The 18925-nt window shown below is 64.2% G+C and carries 18 protein-coding genes; 10 read left to right on the forward strand and 8 right to left on the reverse strand.

What is annotated here, in order from left to right; translation table 11 throughout:
* Position 1: 1 nt before the first annotated feature.
* From FB597_RS02580 to FB597_RS02590, 3 genes are all read left to right on the forward strand, one after another.
* A complete protein-coding gene (locus FB597_RS02580; RefSeq protein ID WP_141913266.1) occupies positions 2-1537 on the forward strand; it encodes an amidohydrolase family protein in 1536 nt (511 codons plus the stop codon).
* Between the two features lie 95 nt (positions 1538-1632).
* Positions 1633-2016, forward strand: coding sequence for a RidA family protein (locus FB597_RS02585; RefSeq protein ID WP_050468372.1), 384 nt, complete (start codon positions 1633-1635; stop codon positions 2014-2016).
* A gap of 134 nt (positions 2017-2150) precedes the next feature.
* Entirely contained in the window at positions 2151-3503 is a 1353-nt protein-coding gene (locus tag FB597_RS02590) for a GntP family permease (RefSeq protein WP_141913267.1), read from the forward strand.
* 114 nt (positions 3504-3617) lie between these two features.
* On the opposite strand, the gene FB597_RS02595 is transcribed toward FB597_RS02590, so the two are convergent.
* A complete protein-coding gene (locus tag FB597_RS02595) occupies positions 3618-4142 on the reverse strand; it encodes a hypothetical protein (protein WP_141913268.1) in 525 nt (174 codons plus the stop codon).
* A gap of 269 nt (positions 4143-4411) precedes the next feature.
* Between FB597_RS02595 and rpsO the strand changes: the two genes are divergently transcribed.
* From rpsO to FB597_RS02610, 3 genes are all read left to right on the forward strand, one after another.
* Positions 4412-4681, forward strand: coding sequence for a 30S ribosomal protein S15 (gene rpsO / locus FB597_RS02600; RefSeq protein WP_141913269.1), 270 nt, complete (start codon positions 4412-4414; stop codon positions 4679-4681).
* A 338-nt stretch (positions 4682-5019) separates the two neighbouring features.
* Positions 5020-7158: a polyribonucleotide nucleotidyltransferase gene (gene pnp, locus FB597_RS02605; RefSeq protein ID WP_141913270.1), complete on the forward strand. Its 2139-nt coding sequence runs from the start codon at positions 5020-5022 to the stop codon at positions 7156-7158.
* A gap of 557 nt (positions 7159-7715) precedes the next feature.
* On the forward strand, positions 7716-9005 hold the full coding sequence (locus FB597_RS02610) for an NAD(P)/FAD-dependent oxidoreductase (RefSeq protein WP_144767920.1): 1290 nt from the start codon (positions 7716-7718) through the stop codon (positions 9003-9005).
* A gap of 137 nt (positions 9006-9142) precedes the next feature.
* Here the strand turns inward: FB597_RS02610 and FB597_RS02615 are convergent, their stop codons facing one another.
* The 7 genes from FB597_RS02615 to pxpB all read right to left on the reverse strand — a co-directional run bounded on the left by FB597_RS02615 (position 9143) and on the right by pxpB (position 15824).
* On the reverse strand, positions 9143-10090 hold the full coding sequence (locus tag FB597_RS02615; protein ID WP_144767922.1) for an EAL domain-containing protein: 948 nt from the start codon (positions 10088-10090) through the stop codon (positions 9143-9145).
* A gap of 293 nt (positions 10091-10383) precedes the next feature.
* Positions 10384-11388: a DUF2891 domain-containing protein gene (locus FB597_RS02620; protein ID WP_141913273.1), complete on the reverse strand. Its 1005-nt coding sequence runs from the start codon at positions 11386-11388 to the stop codon at positions 10384-10386.
* A 73-nt stretch (positions 11389-11461) separates the two neighbouring features.
* Complete coding sequence (locus tag FB597_RS02625; protein WP_141913274.1) at positions 11462-12448, reverse strand: DUF979 domain-containing protein; 987 nt, start codon at positions 12446-12448, stop codon at positions 11462-11464.
* The gene (locus tag FB597_RS02630; RefSeq protein ID WP_141913275.1) at positions 12445-13173 is read right to left on the reverse strand and encodes a DUF969 domain-containing protein; all 729 of its coding nucleotides are present in this window, start codon (positions 13171-13173) and stop codon (positions 12445-12447) included. Before FB597_RS02630 ends, FB597_RS02625 begins: the two co-directional genes overlap by 4 nt.
* 216 nt (positions 13174-13389) lie before the next feature.
* Positions 13390-14130 (reverse strand): 5-oxoprolinase subunit PxpA, encoded by a 741-nt coding sequence (pxpA, locus tag FB597_RS02635; protein ID WP_141913276.1) that lies wholly within the window; start codon positions 14128-14130, stop codon positions 13390-13392.
* A 9-nt stretch (positions 14131-14139) separates the two neighbouring features.
* Positions 14140-15174, reverse strand: coding sequence for a biotin-dependent carboxyltransferase family protein (locus FB597_RS02640; protein WP_141913277.1), 1035 nt, complete (start codon positions 15172-15174; stop codon positions 14140-14142).
* Positions 15171-15824: a 5-oxoprolinase subunit PxpB gene (gene pxpB, locus FB597_RS02645; RefSeq protein ID WP_141913278.1), complete on the reverse strand. Its 654-nt coding sequence runs from the start codon at positions 15822-15824 to the stop codon at positions 15171-15173. The genes FB597_RS02640 and pxpB overlap by 4 nt, the downstream gene beginning before the upstream one ends.
* Before the next feature lie 169 nt (positions 15825-15993).
* Here pxpB and FB597_RS02650 point away from each other — a divergent pair, with 169 nt between their 5' ends.
* The 4 genes from FB597_RS02650 (at position 15994) to secG (ending at position 18861) form a co-directional block, all read left to right on the forward strand.
* Positions 15994-16557, forward strand: coding sequence for a winged helix DNA-binding protein (locus FB597_RS02650; RefSeq protein ID WP_255463978.1), 564 nt, complete (start codon positions 15994-15996; stop codon positions 16555-16557).
* 27 nt (positions 16558-16584) lie between these two features.
* Positions 16585-17562 (forward strand): NAD(P)H-quinone oxidoreductase, encoded by a 978-nt coding sequence (locus FB597_RS02655; protein WP_141913279.1) that lies wholly within the window; start codon positions 16585-16587, stop codon positions 17560-17562.
* 91 nt (positions 17563-17653) lie between these two features.
* Positions 17654-18403, forward strand: coding sequence for a triose-phosphate isomerase (tpiA, locus tag FB597_RS02660; RefSeq protein ID WP_141913280.1), 750 nt, complete (start codon positions 17654-17656; stop codon positions 18401-18403).
* A gap of 80 nt (positions 18404-18483) precedes the next feature.
* Positions 18484-18861, forward strand: a complete 378-nt coding sequence (gene secG / locus FB597_RS02665; RefSeq protein WP_141913281.1) for a preprotein translocase subunit SecG — start codon at positions 18484-18486, stop codon at positions 18859-18861.
* Positions 18862-18925: the final 64 nt, after the last annotated feature.

Raw genomic sequence — 18925 nt, forward strand, 5'->3', positions numbered from 1 at the left:
CATGAGCTTTGCCAATTCCACTTCCAATGCCACCGCCACCGCCACCGCCGCGGCTGCCGGCCGTTGCGACACGCTGATCCGCAACGCCCTCGTCATTGACGGCACCGGCGCCGATCCGGTCGCCGCCGACGTCGCCGTGACGGCCGGCCGCATCGCCGCCATCGGCCAACTGTCGGGCTGGCAGGCGCACGCCACCATCGACGCTAGCGGCCGCGTGCTCTCGCCCGGCTTCATCGACGTGCATACGCATGACGACACCAACGTCATCCGCACGCCCGAGATGTTTCCCAAGCTGTCGCAAGGGGTGACCACCGTGGTGGTCGGCAACTGCGGCATCAGCGCCGCGCCGGTGAGCCTCAAGGGCGATCCGCCCGATCCGATGAACCTGCTGGGCAAGTCCGAGGCCTTCCATTACCCGACCTTTGCCAGTTATGTGGCGGCGGTCGATGCCGCGCAGCCGTCGATCAACGTCGCCGCGCTGGTCGGCCACACGGCGCTGCGCAACAACCACATGGACCGCCTCGACCGCGCCGCCAGTGAACCGGAGATCGCCGGCATGCGCGCGCAATTGCGCGAGGCGCTGGAGCATGGCGCGCTGGGCCTGTCCACCGGCCTGGCCTACGGCAACGCCATCAACGCGCCTACCGCCGAAGTGCTGGCGCTGGCCGAGCCGCTGGCCGAGTTCGGCGCCATGTACGCCACCCACCTGCGCAGCGAATTCGCCGACATCCTCGAGGCCATGGACGAGGCCTTCCGCATCGGCAAGCATGCGCGCGTGCCGGTGGTGATCTCGCACCTGAAGTGCGCCGGCGTCGAGAACTGGGGCCGCAGCGGCGAAGTGCTCAAGGCGCTGGAGCTGGCCGGCAAGCATCAGCACGTCGGTTGCGACTGTTATCCCTATACCGCCAGTTCGTCGACCCTGGACCTGAAACAGGTGACCGACGCTTACGATATCCAGGTCACCTGGTCCGAGCCGCATCCGGAGCAGGGCGGCAAGATGTTGAAGCAGGTCGCCGCCGAATGGCAGCTTGACCTGCATGCCGCGGCCGCGCGCCTGATGCCGGCCGGCGCCGTCTACCACTGCATGGCCGACGATGACGTCAACCGCATCCTGTCCCATCCGGCCACGGTGATCGGTTCCGATGGCCTGCCCAACGACCCGTTGCCGCACCCGCGCCTGTGGGGCGCTTTCCCGCGCGTGCTCGGCTATTACAGCCGCGAGCAGAAGCTGTTCTCGCTGGCGGCGGCGGTGCGCAAGATGACCGGCCTGTCGGCGCTGCGTTTCGGCTTGCACGAGCGCGGCTTCGTGCGGCAAGGCTATTGGGCCGACCTGGTGCTGTTCGATGCCGATACCGTGCGCGACGCCGCCAGTTTCACCGACCCGATGCAGCCGGCGCACGGCATCGATGCGGTCTGGGTCAACGGCAAGCTGGCCTATCGCGGCAGCGACAAGAAGGCCACCGGCGAGCGCGCCGGGCACTTCCTGGCGCGCTCGCCGCGCACGGCGGAGGCCGGGCAGGCCTTCGCGCACGATTAAGCAGTGCCAGCAGGAATCCGAACAACAAGAACGTAAGCCAATCGCAAACCGGATGCCCTGTCGCAGGCGCATTCATTTTTATCAAAGGAGCAGTAATGAGCATTCAACGATTCGGTGTGGAAGGCGGCAGCGGTACCGGCGGCCAGCATTTGCCGTTTGCCCGCGCGGTGGCGGCCGACGGCTGGCTGTATGTGTCCGGCCAGGTGGCGATGGAAAATGGCGAAGTGATCGACGGCGGCATCGTCGCGCAGTCGCACAAGGCCATCCAGAACGTGCTGGCGATCCTGAAGGAAGCCGGCTACGGTCCGGAACACGTGGTGCGTTGCGGCGTCTGGCTGGACGATCCGCGCGACTTCCAATCCTTCAACAAGGTGTTCAAGGAATACTTCGGCGCCAACCCGCCGGCGCGCGCCTGCGTGGTGTCGAGCATGGTGGTGGACTGCAAGGTCGAGGTCGATTGCGTGGCGTTCAAGCGCTGACCGGCGACGCACCGGTGGCGCAGCGGGTTCAAGATGCGTCGCCGCAGATGCAGATGAGTTGGCGAATTAAATAAAGAGCCGGCAGGGGAGCCGTATGCCGGCAGGTGTTTTTACCTTCTGAAGAGGAGAGCCAGATGGAGGCTGTACAAGGAACCGCGCTGCTGGTGTACGCACTGGTGGCGGTGATCGCGCTGATCGTGCTGATCGCAAAATTCAAGATGAACCCGTTCATCGTCCTGATCGTCGTCTCGCTGGTACTGGGCCTGGCCGTGGGCATGCCGATGGGCAATATCGTCAAGGCCTTCGAAACCGGGGTCGGCGGGGCGCTGGGGCACATCGCCCTGGTGGTGGGCCTGGGCACGATGCTGGGCAAGATGATGGCGGAGTCTGGCGGCGCCGAGCGCATCGCCAATACGATGATCCAGGCCTTCGGCGAGAAGAATGTGCACTGGGCGATGATGGTCGTGGCCTTCATCGTCGGCTTGCCGGTGTTCTTCGAAGTCGGTTTCGTGCTGCTGGTGCCGATCGCCTTCAACGTGGCCAAGCGCACCGGCACCAACATGGTGCTGGTGGGCATTCCGATGGTGGCGGGCCTGTCCGTGGTGCACGGCCTGATCCCGCCGCACCCGGCGGCGCTGCTGGCGGTGACCGCCTATAGCGCCGACATCGGCCACACCATCATGTATGCGCTGATCGTCGGCATCCCGACCGCGATCATCGCCGGCCCGATCTTCGGCAAGCTGATTTCCAAGGTGGTCATCCCCAATCCGGACAATCCGCTGGTCGCACAGTTCGTCGAAGAGCACAAGAAGGATCGCCAACTGCCGGGCTTCGGCATCACGCTGTTCACCATCCTGTTGCCGGTGGTGCTGATGCTGATCGGCAGCTGGGCCGACCTGTTCTTCGCGCCCAAGACCTTCGCCAACGACTTCCTGCGCCTGATCGGCAATTCGGTGATCGCGCTGCTGATCGCCACGCTGGTCAGCTTCTGGACTTTCGGTCGTGCGCGCGGTTTCGGCGCCGACCAGATCCTCAAGTTCACCAACGAGTGTCTGGCGCCGATCGCCAGCATCACCCTGGTGGTGGGCGCCGGCGCCGGTTTCGGCCGCATCCTGATGGATGGCGGCGTGTCCAAGGCCATCGTCGGCATCGCCACCGACGCGCACCTGTCGCCGCTGCTGCTGGGCTGGTTCGTCGCCGCGCTGATCCGTGTGGCGACCGGTTCGGCCACCGTGGCGATGACCACCGCCTGCGGCATCGTGGCGCCCATCGTCGCCAGCGTGCCGGGTACCCGTCCCGAGCTGATGGTACTGGCCACCGGCGCCGGTTCGCTGATCCTGTCGCACGTCAACGACGGCGGTTTCTGGCTGGTCAAGGAGTACTTCAACATGACCGTGCCGCAAACCTTCAAGACCTGGACCGTGATGGAAACCCTCGTTTCCGTGGTGGCGCTGCTGTTCACGCTGGCGCTGGCGACCGTGGTCTGATCTGGCATGGCATCATCCCATCCTGTTGCCGTGATTGGCGCAGTATGACAAAAGCAAAAGGCCGCATTTGCGGCCTTTTGCTTGGGTGCGGCGGATGGAATGGCGATGCGGGGGTCAGAAGGGAAAGCGTGAATCGTCAAAACGCGGATCGGGGCCGTTTTCCACTTTCTGCACGGTGCCCTGGTCGGTGAAATAGACTGTCATCTGCGAATTCCATACGCCGCTTTCCTTGAAGCCGTAGTTCCATGCTTCGTACGGGATGCGCGCGTAGCGGGTGATCTCGGTCGGGCGGCCGACCCGGTGCAGCACATCTTCTTTCGTATCCTGGCCGACCCGGATGGCGCGGAAGTTTTCGATGGTCCAGACTTGCTGGTAGGAAACCAGCCGGCGGTCGGGGCCGATGCGGGCCATATACTGGTATTGGCCGAAGGCGCCGGCGCCGTATTCGAACAGGCGGGTATTGCCATCCTGATAAACGTTGGTCGGCGGCCCCAGGCGGGCCAGGACTTGTTCTTCAGCCTCGCCGGGCGCCACCGGCGGCTGGAACAGCGACGCGCATCCGGCCAGCATTGATGTCGCGGCGAGTACGGCCGCCAGCATCATGCGCGGGCGGCGCGGCAGGGGGAATGGGCTATGCATTGCTTGTCGTCCTGAAGTTTATTGTAATTCCGTCATTGTAGTGCCGCCGGGAAAGTGGTGTATAGGGCTGTTGCCAGCCTGTCGGGCGTGCGATGGCTCTTCCATGCAGTGATACGCCTTCTATCCGGTTGTCTCTAAGTATTTGAATAAACTGGTTTTTGCTATATACTTCCGCGTCTGGCCATTTTGGCCGGAATTCAATTTTTTGTTCACGGTATGCAGGGCCCGGATCGGTCGCTCCGCACACCGCTTGTGAAAGGTAAAACAGCATGTCCATCGAAAAAGCAGCCAAGGCTGCCATTATCTCCGATAACGCCCGTGGCACGAACGACACCGGTTCTCCTGAAGTGCAAGTTGCGCTGCTGACCGCGCGCATCAACGACCTGAACGGCCACTTCAAGGAACACAGCAAGGATCACCACTCCCGCCGCGGCCTGATCAAGATGGTTAACCGTCGCAAGAGCCTGCTCTCCTACCTGAAGGGCAAGGATGCCGACCGTTACCGCGCACTGATCGAAAAACTCGGTCTGCGTAAGTAATTTGACTCCGCGTTTCCATCCGTTTCACGGGTCATAGCCAGAATGCCTGCGTCACCAGCTGACGCGGGCATTTTGTTTTTTTACGATTCCATGGCTGCATGCGGAATCGTTTCCGCCTGCGGCATTGGCGGAAGTTTCCCGGCTTGAGTGCGGTTGGCAGGTCCGGATCAACGTTTCAGTCTCATCGTGGCGCAGTATGGCCACGTTCGTCGTAAGCCGCATGCCGATAGGTTGCGGCTGTGGTGAGGTGAACGACAGCGCCTGAAAATCTGTCGGCAAAAGGAACCCGCGCACCGTGGACACAGTCGGGGCCGGCTCCATAAAAGAAAGGAAATACCGTGTTTAATAAAGTTACCAAGACCTTCCAGTATGGCCAGCACCAAGTCACGCTGGAAACCGGCGAAATCGCCCGCCAGGCCTCCGGCGCCGTGCTGGTGTCGGTTGAAGACACCGTCATCCTGGCTACCGTGGTGGCCCGCAAGGAAGCCAAGCCCGGCCAGGATTTCTTCCCGCTGACCGTCGACTACATCGAAAAGACCTATGCGGCCGGCCGTATCCCCGGCGGCTTCTTCAAGCGCGAAGGCAAGCCCTCCGAAAAGGAAACCCTGACTTCGCGCCTGATCGATCGTCCGATCCGCCCGCTGTTCCCGGAAGGCTACCTCAACGAAGTCCAGGTGATCGTGCACGTGCTGTCGGTCAACCCGGAAATCGATCCTGACATCCCGGCGATGATCGGCTCCTCGGCCGCGCTGTCGCTGGCCGGCATCCCCTTCAACGGCCCGGTGGGCGCGGCCCGCGTGGGTTACATCGATGGCCAGTACGTTCTGAACCCGACCACCAGCCAGCTCAAGTCCTCGCAGCTGGACCTGGTCGTGGCCGGCACCGAAACCGCCGTGCTGATGGTGGAATCCGAAGCCGAGCAACTGTCCGAAGAAGTGATGCTGGGCGCGGTCGTGTTCGGCCACGAGCAATCGAAGGCCGTGATCGAAGCCATTCATGCACTGGTGCGCGACGGCGGCAAGCCGGAAGTCCAATGGACCGCACCGGCCAAGAACGAAGCGCTGATCTCGCGCGTGTCGCAACTGGCCGAAGGCCCGCTGCGCGAAGCCTACCAGACCAAGGACAAGCAAGCCCGTACCGAAAAGCTCAAGAGCGTATCGGCGCAAGTCAACGAAGCGCTGGTGGCCGAAGCCGTGGCCAACGGCACCGTGGCTGCCGATGCCGCTGAAGTCGGTTCCATCCTGTTCGACCTGGAAGCCAAGATCGTGCGTTCGCAGATCCTGGAAGGCGAGCCCCGCATCGACGGCCGCGACACCCGCACCGTGCGTCCGATCTCGATCCGTACCGGCGTGCTGCCGCGTACCCACGGCTCGGCCCTGTTCACCCGCGGTGAAACCCAGGCGCTGGTCGTGGCCACGCTGGGCACCGCGCGCGACGAGCAGAAGATCGACGGCCTGCTGGGCGAGTACACCGACCGCTTCATGCTCCACTACAACATGCCTCCGTTCGCCACCGGCGAAACCGGCCGCGTCGGCACCCCGAAGCGCCGCGAAATCGGCCACGGCCGCCTGGCCAAGCGCGCCCTGCTGGCTGCGTTGCCGGCAGCCGACGAGTTCAGCTACTCGGTGCGCCTGGTGTCGGAAATCACCGAATCCAACGGTTCCTCGTCGATGGCTTCCGTCTGCGGCGGCTGCCTGGCGCTGATGGACGCCGGCGTGCCGATGAAGGCGCACGTGGCCGGCATCGCCATGGGCCTGATCAAGGAAGGCAACAAGTTCGCCGTGCTGACCGACATCCTGGGCGATGAAGACCACCTGGGCGACATGGACTTCAAGGTGGCCGGTACTGCCGAAGGCATCACCGCGCTGCAGATGGACATCAAGATCCAGGGCATCACCAAGGAAATCATGCAGGTGGCGCTGGAGCAGGCCAAGGAAGGCCGCCAGCACATCCTGGGCAAGATGCAGGAAGCCGTGCCTGCCGGCCGTGGCGAGCTGTCCGACTTCGCGCCGCGCCTGATCACCATCAAGATCAACCCCGAGAAGATCCGTGACGTGATCGGCAAGGGCGGCGCCGTGATCCGCGCGCTGACCGAAGAAACCGGCACCCAGATCGACATCAGCGACGAAGGCGTGGTCACCATCGCTTCCGTCGACGCGTCGGCAGGCCAGGAAGCCAAGCGCCGCATCGAAGAGCTGACCGCTTCGGTCGAAGTGGGCAAGGTCTACGAAGGCACCGTGTTGAAGCTGCTGGACTTCGGCGCGATCGTCCAGGTCCTGCCGGGCAAGGATGGGCTGCTGCACATCAGCCAGATCGCCAACGAGCGCGTCAACGCCGTGGCCGACTACCTGAAGGAAGGCCAGCAAGTGCGCGTGAAGGTCCTGGAGACCGACGACCGCGGCCGCCTGAAGCTGTCGATGAAGGCTGCGCAAGCTGAAGAGGCGCCGGAAGCGGCTGCTTCGAACGAAGCCCAGTAAGACCTGCTTGCCAATGCCCGGCCCTGGCGCCGGACATGAGCAACGCTTGAACATCCCCCGTGGCCGCAAGGCTGCGGGGGATGTTCTTTTGTGGGCCGCTTGCTTGGGTTGCTTATTGGGGGGCTTATTGGGTAATGCTGTTCAGTCAAGCCTTCCATCTGCAACTCGTCATCCCGGCGAAGGCCGGGATCCAGTGTCTTTCGTTGCGCCTCAATGGCCGTTGAATGACGAATGACGCGACGCTGGACCCTGACCTTCGTCAGGACGACGGGGAAATTTCGGCTTAACTGAACGGCATTAGGGCTTATTGGGCCGCTGATTGGGACCGCTTACCAGGGCGGCTGGGGTATGACAAAGTGGCCAAGTGCTTTCGAACCAAATTTGTGAGATTCTGTCCGTCTGCATTGAGGAAGATCAAATTTCTTCGCGGCCGCAATGTCATGGGGAAAGCGCGGCCGGGCAACGCAAGCAGATCCGAATAGAGAGTAGGGGACAGCGCCGCCGCGGCCGACAGGCCGGGGTCGCCATAAAAACAATTTACTTTTGAAAGGAAGCCCATGCCCCACATCGTCATCATCGGCTGCGGTTTCGGCGGACTGGCCGCCGCCCGCGAACTGGCCGGCGCGGATGTGCGCATCACCATGATAGATCGCAGCAACCACCACCTGTTCCAGCCCTTGCTGTACCAGGTCGCCACCGCAGGCCTGTCGGCCCCGGCCATCAGCGCCCCCATCCGCAACATCCTGTCGGGGCAACGCAATGTCACCACGCTGATGGCCGATGTCGTCTCCATCGATGTCGATGGCAAGTCGGTCTGCCTGGAAGACGGCACGCGCATCGGCTACGACCACCTGATCGTGGCTGCCGGTTCCACCCACAGCTATTTCGGGCGCGATGAATGGGCCGGCCTGGCGCCGGGCCTGAAGACGCTGGAAGACGCCTTCGACATCCGCCGCCGCATCCTGATGGCTTTCGAATATGCCGAGCGCGAAACCGATATGCGCCGCCGCCAGGAGTGGCTGACCTTTACCGTCATCGGCGGCGGCGCCACCGGCGTGGAAATGGCCGGCACCCTGGTCGAGATCGCGCGCCACACGCTGCGCGGCGAATTCCGCAACATCGACCCGCATTCGGCGCGGGTGGTGCTGATCGAGGGCTCGGACCGCATCCTCGGCGCCTATCCGCCCGACCTCTCCGAGAAAGCGCGCGAGCAACTGCAAAAACTGGGCGTGGACGTGCGCACCGGCAGCCGGGTGGTGCATATCGACGAGCAATGCGTGCGCTATGCCAATTTCGACGGCGAGCAGACGCTGGCTTCGCGTACCGTGATCTGGTCGGCCGGCGTGGCGGCTTCGCCGCTGGGCAAGTCGCTGGGCGTGGAGCTGGACCGCGCCGGCCGCGTGCCGGTGTCGCCCGAGTTGAACATCGCCGGGCGCGACGACGTCTATGTGATCGGCGACCTGGCGGCCGCCCAGTCGGATGGCAAGCCGGTGCCCGGCGTGTCGCCGGCGGCCAAGCAGATGGGGCGGGTGGCTGCGCGCAACATCAAGAACCGCATCGCCAACCGGCCGCTGCAAGCCTTCAGGTACCAGGACTACGGTTCGCTGGCCACCATCGGCCGCAAGGCGGCCATTGCGATGGTCGGCAAGTTCAAGTTCTCAGGTTTTCCGGCGTGGCTGTTCTGGCTGTTCGTGCACGTGTACTTCCTGATCGGTTTCCGCAACCGCGTGATGGTGATGAGCGACTGGGCCTGGGCCTACCTGACCTTCAAGCGCAGCGCGCGGGTCATTTCCAGCACCATGCACGGGCAACAGGAGACGCCGGACAAGAAGACACTGCTTGAGTAGGCGCCTGCCCGGCGTCTGGTGTGTGGCGTGCGGCATCCGGCGGTAAAGGCAAAGGCCCTCGTGTTTGCATGTGCAACACGAGGGCCTTTGCCTTGCGCTTCCGTTTTGTTTTTCCATCCAGCCCCCAAGGGCATGTATTACCCATACAACCTTGCTTTCCCATCGGAGGCGGCATGCCGGCCGGCGTCCTTGGCGTATGTGCCCTGTATCAACGAGGTCTTGCTGCGCAAGCTGGCCTTGACCTGCAGCACATGGCCGGACAATCCGTGCCAATGCAGGGATGGACGCGCGATCAGATAGCCTTGCACGCCGGCGGCGCCGGCGCCTAGCGCCGCCTCCAGCTTGGCGGTCGTATCGATGCCTTCCGCCACCACGCTCGCGCCGCGCGCCTTGCACACGCTCGCCATCTGGCGCAGCAGTTGCAGCGGCAGCGCGCCATCGGCGGACTCTTCCAGCACGGACTTGTCGAACTTGACGATATCGGCGTGCACCTTGTCCAGGATAGCCAGCGAACCGGGCTCCTTGCCGATATCGTCCAGCGCAATGCGAACGCCCAGCAGTTGCAGGTGCTGAATCAGCGCCAGCGCGCCGGCCTCCGAGGGGAAGGTGCTGGTTTCCGTGATTTCGATCACCAGCCGTTGCGCCAGGTCGGGACGATCCTCGAGATGCGCCATCAGTTCGCTCCACCAGCTTGTAATCACAAAGGAGCGGGCCGAGACATTGCAACCCAGGCTCAGCGCCTCGCTGTCAGCCAATGCTCCCAGGGTGGTCCACAGCATGCTGCGGTCGAGGCGGTCCACCAGGTCCAGGCGTTCCAGCGCCTGGATCGCATCCGGCACGTTGTAGTCGCCATGCGCGGCTTTGGGGCCCAGGCGCCGCAGCAGGCATTCGTAGTACATCGAGGAGCCGGCTTCGGAAGATCCGTCCGTGGTGACCGGCTGGAAGGCAACCGCCAGCTTGTTCAGGCGGAGATCGTCCAGCAGGCTGTTGGCCAACAGCACATCTTCCCGGAAGGCCTGTTCGGAAACGCCTGCCACGAGGTGTCGGGGCGCATCGCCGAGGTTGTTGCTGATGTTGTTCCACATGGTTGCTGGCTCCTGTTCTTGTTTCAACTCTTGCCGGCCCTTGAGGCGGGCCGTTCGAGTGGCTGTGAAACCGGTTGGCGGCACAGCAAATTCAGTATAGGAGGCCAGGCGGATTTGCCCTATCTGACAAGAATGAATAGCTTTTCAATCCTATCGGACTAGTACTAAATGACTTTCCGGAGGCAGCGTTGGCAGCGCATACCCGCGTAAAACGGGCGCGCATTGGGGATTCTGAGGGGGAGATGCGGCGGCCCAGGCGCAACGATCCTGGGCCGCCGTTGCCGCGCACGGCTTCAGCCTTCCAGAGCCAGCAGGGCGAAGCTCGCCAGCCAGTGGCCGCCGCTGTAGTGGCTGCCTACCACATGGTCGAGCGAGGCCGCGATATGGCGTTCGGCCGCGGCGCCGATGGCCGCGCGCGCCGGATGGTCGGCGTGCAGGTTGCGCAGGATATGCTTCATGCACCAGGCGCGCGACAGGTTCAGGCCGTCGAGGTGGGCGATCTTGGGATCGGTGCGGTCGCTCACCGTGGCCGGCTGCATGAGTTGAGCGATGTCGGCGATGCGCGGCAGGTAGTTGTCGAACCAGGGCTGGAAGCCACCGTCCGGCAGCGCCTTGGTCATCAGCAGCGCTTCGGTCAGTGCGCCGGAGATGTATTCGTCGCCGCCCGGCTCATAGTGCGCGGGGTAGTCGGTGTCGTTGGCGTAATAACGCCTGGCGGCATCGATGATGGCGGTTTCGAGTTCGGCGTCCTGAATATGGCGGGCCTGGTCCAGTGACAGGGCCAGCGCGAATGCGGTGTTGTAGTGGGTGCCGACGCGGATCGGATAGGTCAGCTTGGACAGGTAGTCCAGCAAGCGGCGACGGATTTCGGCGGTCAGCGGCCGCATCGCTTGCCGCCATGCGGCTGCGTGCGGCAGGGCCGATTGCGCCAGTTCCTGGTCCAGCGCCAGGATCCAGCCGAAGCCGTAGGGGCGTTCAAAGGATGCGCGGCCGCCCGCGCGGAAATATTCGGTCTCGCGCTCCATCGACTCGGGCGTGAAGTGCTCGTCGAAGATGGCGACGATGTCGGCCCTGGCCGGCAGTTCCGGATACAGGCGCGCGCAGCGCAGCAGCAGCCAGTAGCCGTGCACCGCAGAATGCCAGTCGTAGCAGCCGTAGAACACCGGATGCATGGCGCGCGGCGACAGCACGTCATGCTCGCCGTTGAGCACGTGCATGATGTGGTTGGGATATTCCTGGCGCAGGTAGGCCAGCGGCATGCGGGCGAAGGCTTCGGCTTGTTGGATGTTCAGTTGCATGAAGGGACTCCTTGAAACGACCGTGACCGCCGCAGGGCGGCCACGGTGAGGGACGCTGCCGGGATGACCGGGATCAGCGGAAAGCGAGGAAGTACATCAGGAACACATTGACCGTGAGCAGTGTCAGCGCGGTCGGGATCTGCACCTTGATCACCTGGTACTTGTTCTTCAGTTCAAGCAGCGCCGCCGGCACGATGTTGTAGTTGGCCGCCATCGGCGTCATCAGCGTGCCGCAGTAGCCGGAGTACATGCCGATGGCCACCAGCGGCGCCGGGTCGGCATGGTGCCCCAGGATCAGGAAGGGCAGGGCGATGCCCGCGCTCATGACCGGGAAGGCGGCGAAGGCGTTGCCCATCACCATGGTAAACAGCGCCATGCCGACGCAGTAGATCACCACCACCAGGAAGCGGTTGTCCGGGTTGACGAACAGGCTCACCACCTGTTGCACCGAGTTGCCGGTCTTGGCGGCGACGAACACGCCGCCCAGCATGGCCAGCATCAGCGGCAGGATCGCGGCCCAGCCGATCGAGTCCACCAGCCGGCGCGACTGGCGCACCGCTTGCAGCGGCGTGCCGCCGGTCAATGCCCAGCCTGCGAGCAAGGCGCAGATGCAGGCCACGCACAGCGCCGCCAGCGTGAGCTGCTTTTGGTCGAGCAGGAACACCTCGCCGACCGAGACGCCCTTGAGCAGCACGGTACAGGCCACCGTGATCACCGGGATCAGCACCGCGGGGAAGAACAGCCAGTTGCCCAGGCGCTTGGCGGAGGCCACGCGCTCTTCATGCGTGGTGCTGGCATAGGTTCCCATGGACAGCAGGCCGGTGCCGGCGATGAGCGAAATGATGATCACGGTGGCGCCGATGATGCGATACGCCATGGATTTGCCGAGGTTCTCGACCAGCAGGTCGCCGAACAGGAACACGGCGCCGAACAGGAACCAGAACAGGGCGGTGGTGTAGCGCTTGGGGTTGCCCTTGTCGCGCAGGGTCATGCCGACCAGCAGCATGACGATGAAACCGATCAGGTAATAGATGCGGTTGATGGTAATGAGCGTGGTCATGCCGGCACCTTGGATGGGTTGGATTGGGTGGCTTTCCAGGCGTCGACGTCGCGGCGGATGGAGGCGTCGAGGCGGGTCAGGCGGAACAGGTGGATCACCAGCGCCGACAGCGCGGTGGGGATGGCCCACAGTCCGATATGCAGCGGCTCGATGTTGGCGATGCCGTTTTCCTTGAGGAAGGCATCCATCAGCAGCACGGCGCCGAAGGCGATGAAGATGTCTTCGCCGAAGAACACGGCGATATTGTCGCAGGCCGCCGAGTGGGCCTTGATCTTGTCGCGGATGTGTTGCGGCAGGTCTTCGCCGTAGGCGTTGACGGCGGCGCCTTCGGCCATCGGCGCCAGCAGCGGGCGCACGGTCTGCGCCTGGCCGCCGAGGTAGATCAGGCCCAGCGCCGCGGTGCCTTCGCGCACCACGAAGTACAGCATCAGGATGCGCGCCGAGGTGGCGCTGGCGATGCCGGCGATCCACGCCTGCGCACGCTCCTTCAGGCCGTAATGTTCGAGCAGGCCGATGATCGGCAGGATCAGCAGGAAAGTCGCCAGCGAGCGGCTGTTGACGAACTTCTCGCCGAAGGTCTCCAGCAGCATGCCGAAGTCCATGCCCACCGCAAGCCCGGTGGACAGACCGGCTACGGTCACCACCAGCAGCGGATTGAAACGTAAGGCAAAGCCGGCCACGACAATCGGTATCCCGATCAGCGGCAGCAGAGTCGTGCTCTCCATGAAAAACTCCCTTGTGTTGAAAGATGAGAAACGTAATGGCGATTGCAAGGCCTGTGCCAATGCCGCCAGCCGGACATCGCCGGTGGCACTTCCAAGGCCTCGCTCTTTTACTGCTGGGACTGCGGTTGCGACTGCTGGAAACGAAATGACAAGCGGAACAGCAAATGGGACAACAAGCGGGACAGCCAGCGAAAGCCGGTGTGCAATCAGGCGTATTTACACGGCCGCTCGCACGGCGATGCGTTCGCTGTGCAGGCGTGCACGAATCTGGCGCGCAAACTCCAGCGCATGCGGCCCATCGCCGTGCAGGCATACGGTCTGCGCGTTGACGCTGACGATGCTGCCGTCGATGGCCTTGACCTGCTTGTCCTTGACCAGCGACAGCGTCTGCGCGATCGCCGCTTCATCGTTGTCGATCATGGCGCCGGGCTTGCCGCGGCTGACCAGGCTGCCGTCGGCTTCATAGGCGCGGTCGGCGAAGACCTCTTCGACCGCGGCCAGGTCGGCATGGCGGGCGGCGGCGATGAGTTCGCTGCCGGCCAGGCCGACCAGGCTCAGTTCAGGGTTGAAGGTGCGGACGGCGGCGCAGATGGCGTTGGCCAGCACCGCGTCCTTGGCGGCCTGGTTGTACAGCGCGCCATGCGGCTTGACGTGCGTCATGCGGCCGCCTTCGGCGCGCACGATGGCGTCCAGCGCGCCGAGCTGGTACAGCATGCCGCTGAAGATGTCCTCGGGCGGCAGGTGCATGGCGCTGCGGCCGAAATTTTCGCGGTCGGGGAAGCTGGGATGGGCGCCGATGGCGACATGGTTTTGCATCGCCCAGCGCACGCTGCGGCGCATGGTGGCCGCATCGCCGGCATGCCAGCCGCAGGCGATGTTGGCGGAGCTGACCAGGGTCAGCAATTGCTCGTCGGTGTCGCAGCCTTCGCCGAGGTCGGCATTGAGGTCGATATGCATGGCGTCTCCTTATTTTCGATACAGCGTCGCGCGCGACCAGTCCAGCGCGGCCATCGTGTCGCCGATGGAATCCAGATAGCGTTGTTGCTCTTGACGGGCCGCCAGCGCGCCTTGCATGTCGCAAGGTTCCAGGCGCAGGGTGGCGTTGAGCGGCGCTTGCGCCAGCTTCCACAAATCGGCGTCGATCACCACGCCGATTTTCGGATAGCCGCCGGTGGTTTGCGCATCGCCCAGCAGGATGATGGGCTGGCCCGACGGCGGCACCTGGATCACGCCGGGCACCACGCCGTGCGAGAGCATGTCGCGGCTGTGCTTGCGCTTGAGCGGCGCGCCTTCGAGGCGGCAGCCCATGCGGTTGCTGTTGGGCGTGATGCGCCATGCATGAGTCCACAGCGCAGTTCTGGAGGCCTGGGTGAATTGTTCGAATTCGGGGCCGGGCAGGACGCGCAGCGTCACGTGCCGGCTGTTTTCGTCTTCGTGCAAGGCCAGCCCGCTCCAGCGCGGCGAGCGCATGCCGAAGGCGGGGCCGCCGACGGCGGCATTGGCTGGCCCGGCATGGCCGATGGCGAGCTGGTCGCCTTTGCGCAGGGCGCGCCCCAGGTGGCCGCCGAAGCCGGCCTTGAGGTCGGTGCTGCGGGAACCCAGCACCAGCGGGACGTCGATGCCGCCGGCCACGGCCAGGTAGGTGCGCATGCTGTGGCGCGGCGCTTGCCCGGGACTCTCCGGAGGCATCGGCGCCAGTTTGAGTGTGCTGCCGGCGCGCACCGGAATGCTCCAGCAGGCCGCGACCGGTTTGCCGTCCAATGTGGCGCCGATGTCGTCGCCGCCCAGGGCGATGCGGGTATCGGCGGCGAAGCGGATCTCGCATGTGCCCATGGTGATTTCGATGCCGGCCGCGCCGCTGGGATTGCCCACCAGCAGGTTGGCCGTCGACAGCGCCAGCGTATTGAGCGCGCCGCCCGGATGGATGCCGAGCCGGCGGTGGCCATGGCGGCCGAGGTCTTGTACGGAGGCCAGCATGCCGGGTTGGAGGATTTCTATCATGGTTCCACGCGCTCCACGGTAAAGCGCACATGGTCGCCGGGGCGCAGCAGCGTCGGCGGATCTTGCGCGGGATCGAACAGGGGGAGGGCGGTGCGGCCCAGCAGTTGCCAGCCGCCCGGCGAGGCCATGGGGTAGATGCCGGTCTGCTCGCCGCCGATGCCGACCGAGCCGGCCGGGATCGAGACGCGCGGTTCGGTATGGCGCGGGGTGGCCAGCTCCGGCGCCAGCCCGCCCAGGTAGGCAAAGCCGGGCAGGAAACCGATGAAATAGACCACGTAGTCGCCGCCGCTGTGGCGCTTGACGACTTCGTTGACGGACAGGCCGGTGTGGCGCGCTACCGCGGCCAGGTCGGGGCCATCCGCACCGCCGTAGACCACCGGGATCTCGACGGTGCGGCCTTGCGCGCCGGCGGCGCCGAGCTTGGGCCAGAGCTGGCCGATGCGTTTGGCGAGCGCATCGACTCCGATGGCGGGGCGTTTGAGGATCAGCGTCAGGTTGTTCATGCCGGGCACGACTTCGTCGACCTCATCCCAGGCGGCGGCCAGTTCGGCCAGAGCCCAGATGCGTTGCTGTTGCGAAAGCGTCGCCGGCGCGGGCAGGCTGCAGAGCAGCGCGCTGTCGCCCAACGGATGAATCTGAGGTGCTTGCATGTGTCTCGCCTCGTCTGTTTGTTTTGAGAGGTACGGGGAATTGCGTATTACCTGCTTTTTTTTTGTGGATATTACATTCCGAACAAAATATAAACAATATGTCGATAAATTATTTATTTGTCCTTGCGATATAGTGTTGCCATTTCGACGCTCAGGTAGGACAACAGCCATGAATAACGAGACGCAAAGACTCGGCCAGCATGCTGCGGGGGAAACTTCCGCGCAGCCAAAGGCGACCAAGATCGTATCTTCCCAGCACCTGGTTTCGGAGCGCAGCGCCGAGCTGTCCGAGCTTGAGTATGCGCTGATCATGGCCAGCAACGCGTTCAACCGCTGGATGGTGCGCTGCATGGCCGCGGCCGGGGCCAAGGATATGACTGCCATCGAGGTTTCCCTGCTGCATCACGTCAACCACCGCGAGCGCAAGAAGAAGCTGGCCGATATCTGTTTTGTACTGAACGTCGAAGACACCCATGTGGTCACCTATGCATTGAAGAAGCTGGTGAAGGCCGGTTACGTGTGCAGCGAGAAGGCCGGCAAGGAGCTGCTGTTTTCGGCTACCCCGGCGGGGCAGGCGCTGTGCATGAAGTACCGCGAGGTGCGCGAGCGTTGCCTGATCGAGGTACAGGCCGAGAGCGGCATTCCCAACCAGGCCATCGGCGAGGCCGCGCAACTGCTGCGCAATGCCTCCGGCCTGTATGACACGGCGGCGCGCGCGGCGGCATCGCTGTGAGCCGATCACTATAGAAAAGGATAGAACATGCGAGCGATAGAAATTAAGGAATATGGCGGCCCCGAGGTATTGCAACTGTGCGAGCGTGCGCTGCCGGCGCTCAAGCCGGGAGAAGTGCTGATCAAGGTGCATGCGGCCGGGGTCAACCGTCCGGATGTGTTCCAGCGCACGGGGAATTATCCGGTGCCGCCGGGCGCCTCGGACTTGCCGGGACTGGAAGTGGCGGGCGAGATCGTCGAGGGCGACCTGGCCGGCAGCGGTTTCAGGAAGGGCGACCTGGTGTGCGCGCTGGTGCAGGGCGGCGGCTATGCCGAGTATTGCGCCGCGCCGCTGGCACAGTGCCTGCCGGTGCCTAAAGGATTGAGTGCGCTGGAGGCGGCGGCCTTGCCGGAAAACTATTTCACCGTCTGGAGCAACGTGTTCGACCGCGGCGCCCTGGTGGCAGGCGAAACCTTGCTGGTGCAGGGCGGCTCTTCCGGCATCGGCGTGACCGCGATCCAGATCGCGAAGGCGCTCGGGCATCGCGTGTTCGCTACCGCCGGCAGCGCCGAGAAATGCCGCGCCTGCGAGGAGCTTGGCGCCGAGCGCGCGATCAATTACAAGACCGAGGATTTCGAAGCGGTGGTCAAGGAAGCGACCGGCGGCATGGGCGTCAATGTCATTTTGGATATGGTCGGCGGCGACTACCTGCCGCGAGAAATCAAGGCGCTGGCCGACGATGGCCGGCTGGTCTTCATCGCCCAGCTCGGCGGCAGCAAGGGGCAACTGGACATGGGGCAGGTGATGCGCCGCCGCCTGACCATCACGGGGTCGACGCTGCGGCCGCGCCCGGTGAGCTTCAAGGCGGCCATTGCCGCCAGCCTGCGCGAGCGCGTCTGGCCGCTGATCGAGGCGGGCCGGATCAAGCCGGTGATCCACCATGTCTTCCCGCTGGAGCAGGCGGCGCAGGCGCACGCCATGATGGAAAGCAGCGCGCACATCGGCAAGATCATGCTGCAGCTGTAAGCCCGGCCGATGGGCGCGGTTTGACCGTCTTTACGCCAACCGGCTACAATACGAGGTTATCCAAATTGAATACCAATCTCGTCAGAACACTATGCGGCGCAAACTCGTAGCGGGTAACTGGAAAATGAACGGCAGCCTGGCTGCCAACGCGGCCCTGGTTGCCGGCATCAAGGAAGGCCTGCCCGCGCAGGCATGCGACGTGGCCGTTTGCGTTCCCGCGCCGTACCTGGCGCAAGTGCAGGCGGCGCTTGCCGGTTCGGCGGTTGCACTGGGCGCGCAGGATGTTTCCGCGCATGCTTCGGGCGCCTATACCGGCGAAGTCTCGGCGGCCATGCTCAACGAGTTCGGTTGCCAATACGTGATTATCGGTCACTCCGAGCGTCGCGCCTATCATGGCGAGTCCGACGCCGCCGTGGCGGCCAAGACGGTTGCTGCGCTCAAGTCGGGTTTGACCCCGGTGGTGTGCGTCGGCGAAACGCTGGCGCAGCGCGAGGCCGGCAAGACCAACGAAGTGGTGGGCGGCCAGCTGGATGTGGTGCTGGAAGCCCTGGATGCCGCGGATGTCGCGCGCATCGTGGTGGCTTACGAACCGGTGTGGGCGATTGGCACCGGCAAGACGGCCACGCCGGAAATGGCGCAGGAGGTGCATGCCATGCTGCGCGCGCGGCTGGCGGCCAAGAGTGTCGAGGCTGCGGCCAAGGTCCGCATCCTGTACGGCGGCAGCATGAAGCCGGACAATGCGGTGCAGTTGCTGGCGATGGCCGATATCGATGGCGGCCTGATCGGCGGGGCGGCGTTGAAAGCGGTGGATTTTCTGGCAATCGTTCAGGCTGCGGCCTGAGCTGTAAAGGGTTTGTCAGCCGGAGGCGAGATACTTCCGGCTGCGGGCGAAATATCAAGAGTGAGAGTGGATAGGCTGAAATGAATACTTTGTCTTTGGTTGTGGTTGTAGTTCAGGTGCTGGCGGCGCTGGCGATTATCGGTCTGGTGCTGCTGCAGCATGGCAAGGGCGCGGACATGGGCGCGGCGTTCGGTTCAGGCGCCTCCGGCAGCCTGTTCGGCGCGACCGGTTCGTCGAACTTCCTGTCGAAGTCGACCGCCGTGGCTGCTGCGATCTTCTTTGTGGCGACGCTGGGCCTGGCCTTCATCGGCAACCATCGCGTGTCGCAAAGCGGCGGCGTGATGGACAACCTGCCGGTTCCGGCGGCCGCGCCTGCCGCGACATCGCAAGCCGCGCCGGCCGCGCCGGCGGCCGATGCTGCCAAGCCGGCTGACGCATCGAATCAGATTCCGAAATAAGCTTTTGCGGATTCTGAAACAATGCGCAAATAAGCATGGAAGAATCGCTGTTTTCAGCTGATTG

It is taken from the genome of Herbaspirillum sp. SJZ099, assembly GCF_007828355.1.
In the GTDB taxonomy this organism is placed as follows: domain Bacteria; phylum Pseudomonadota; class Gammaproteobacteria; order Burkholderiales; family Burkholderiaceae_D; genus Herbaspirillum.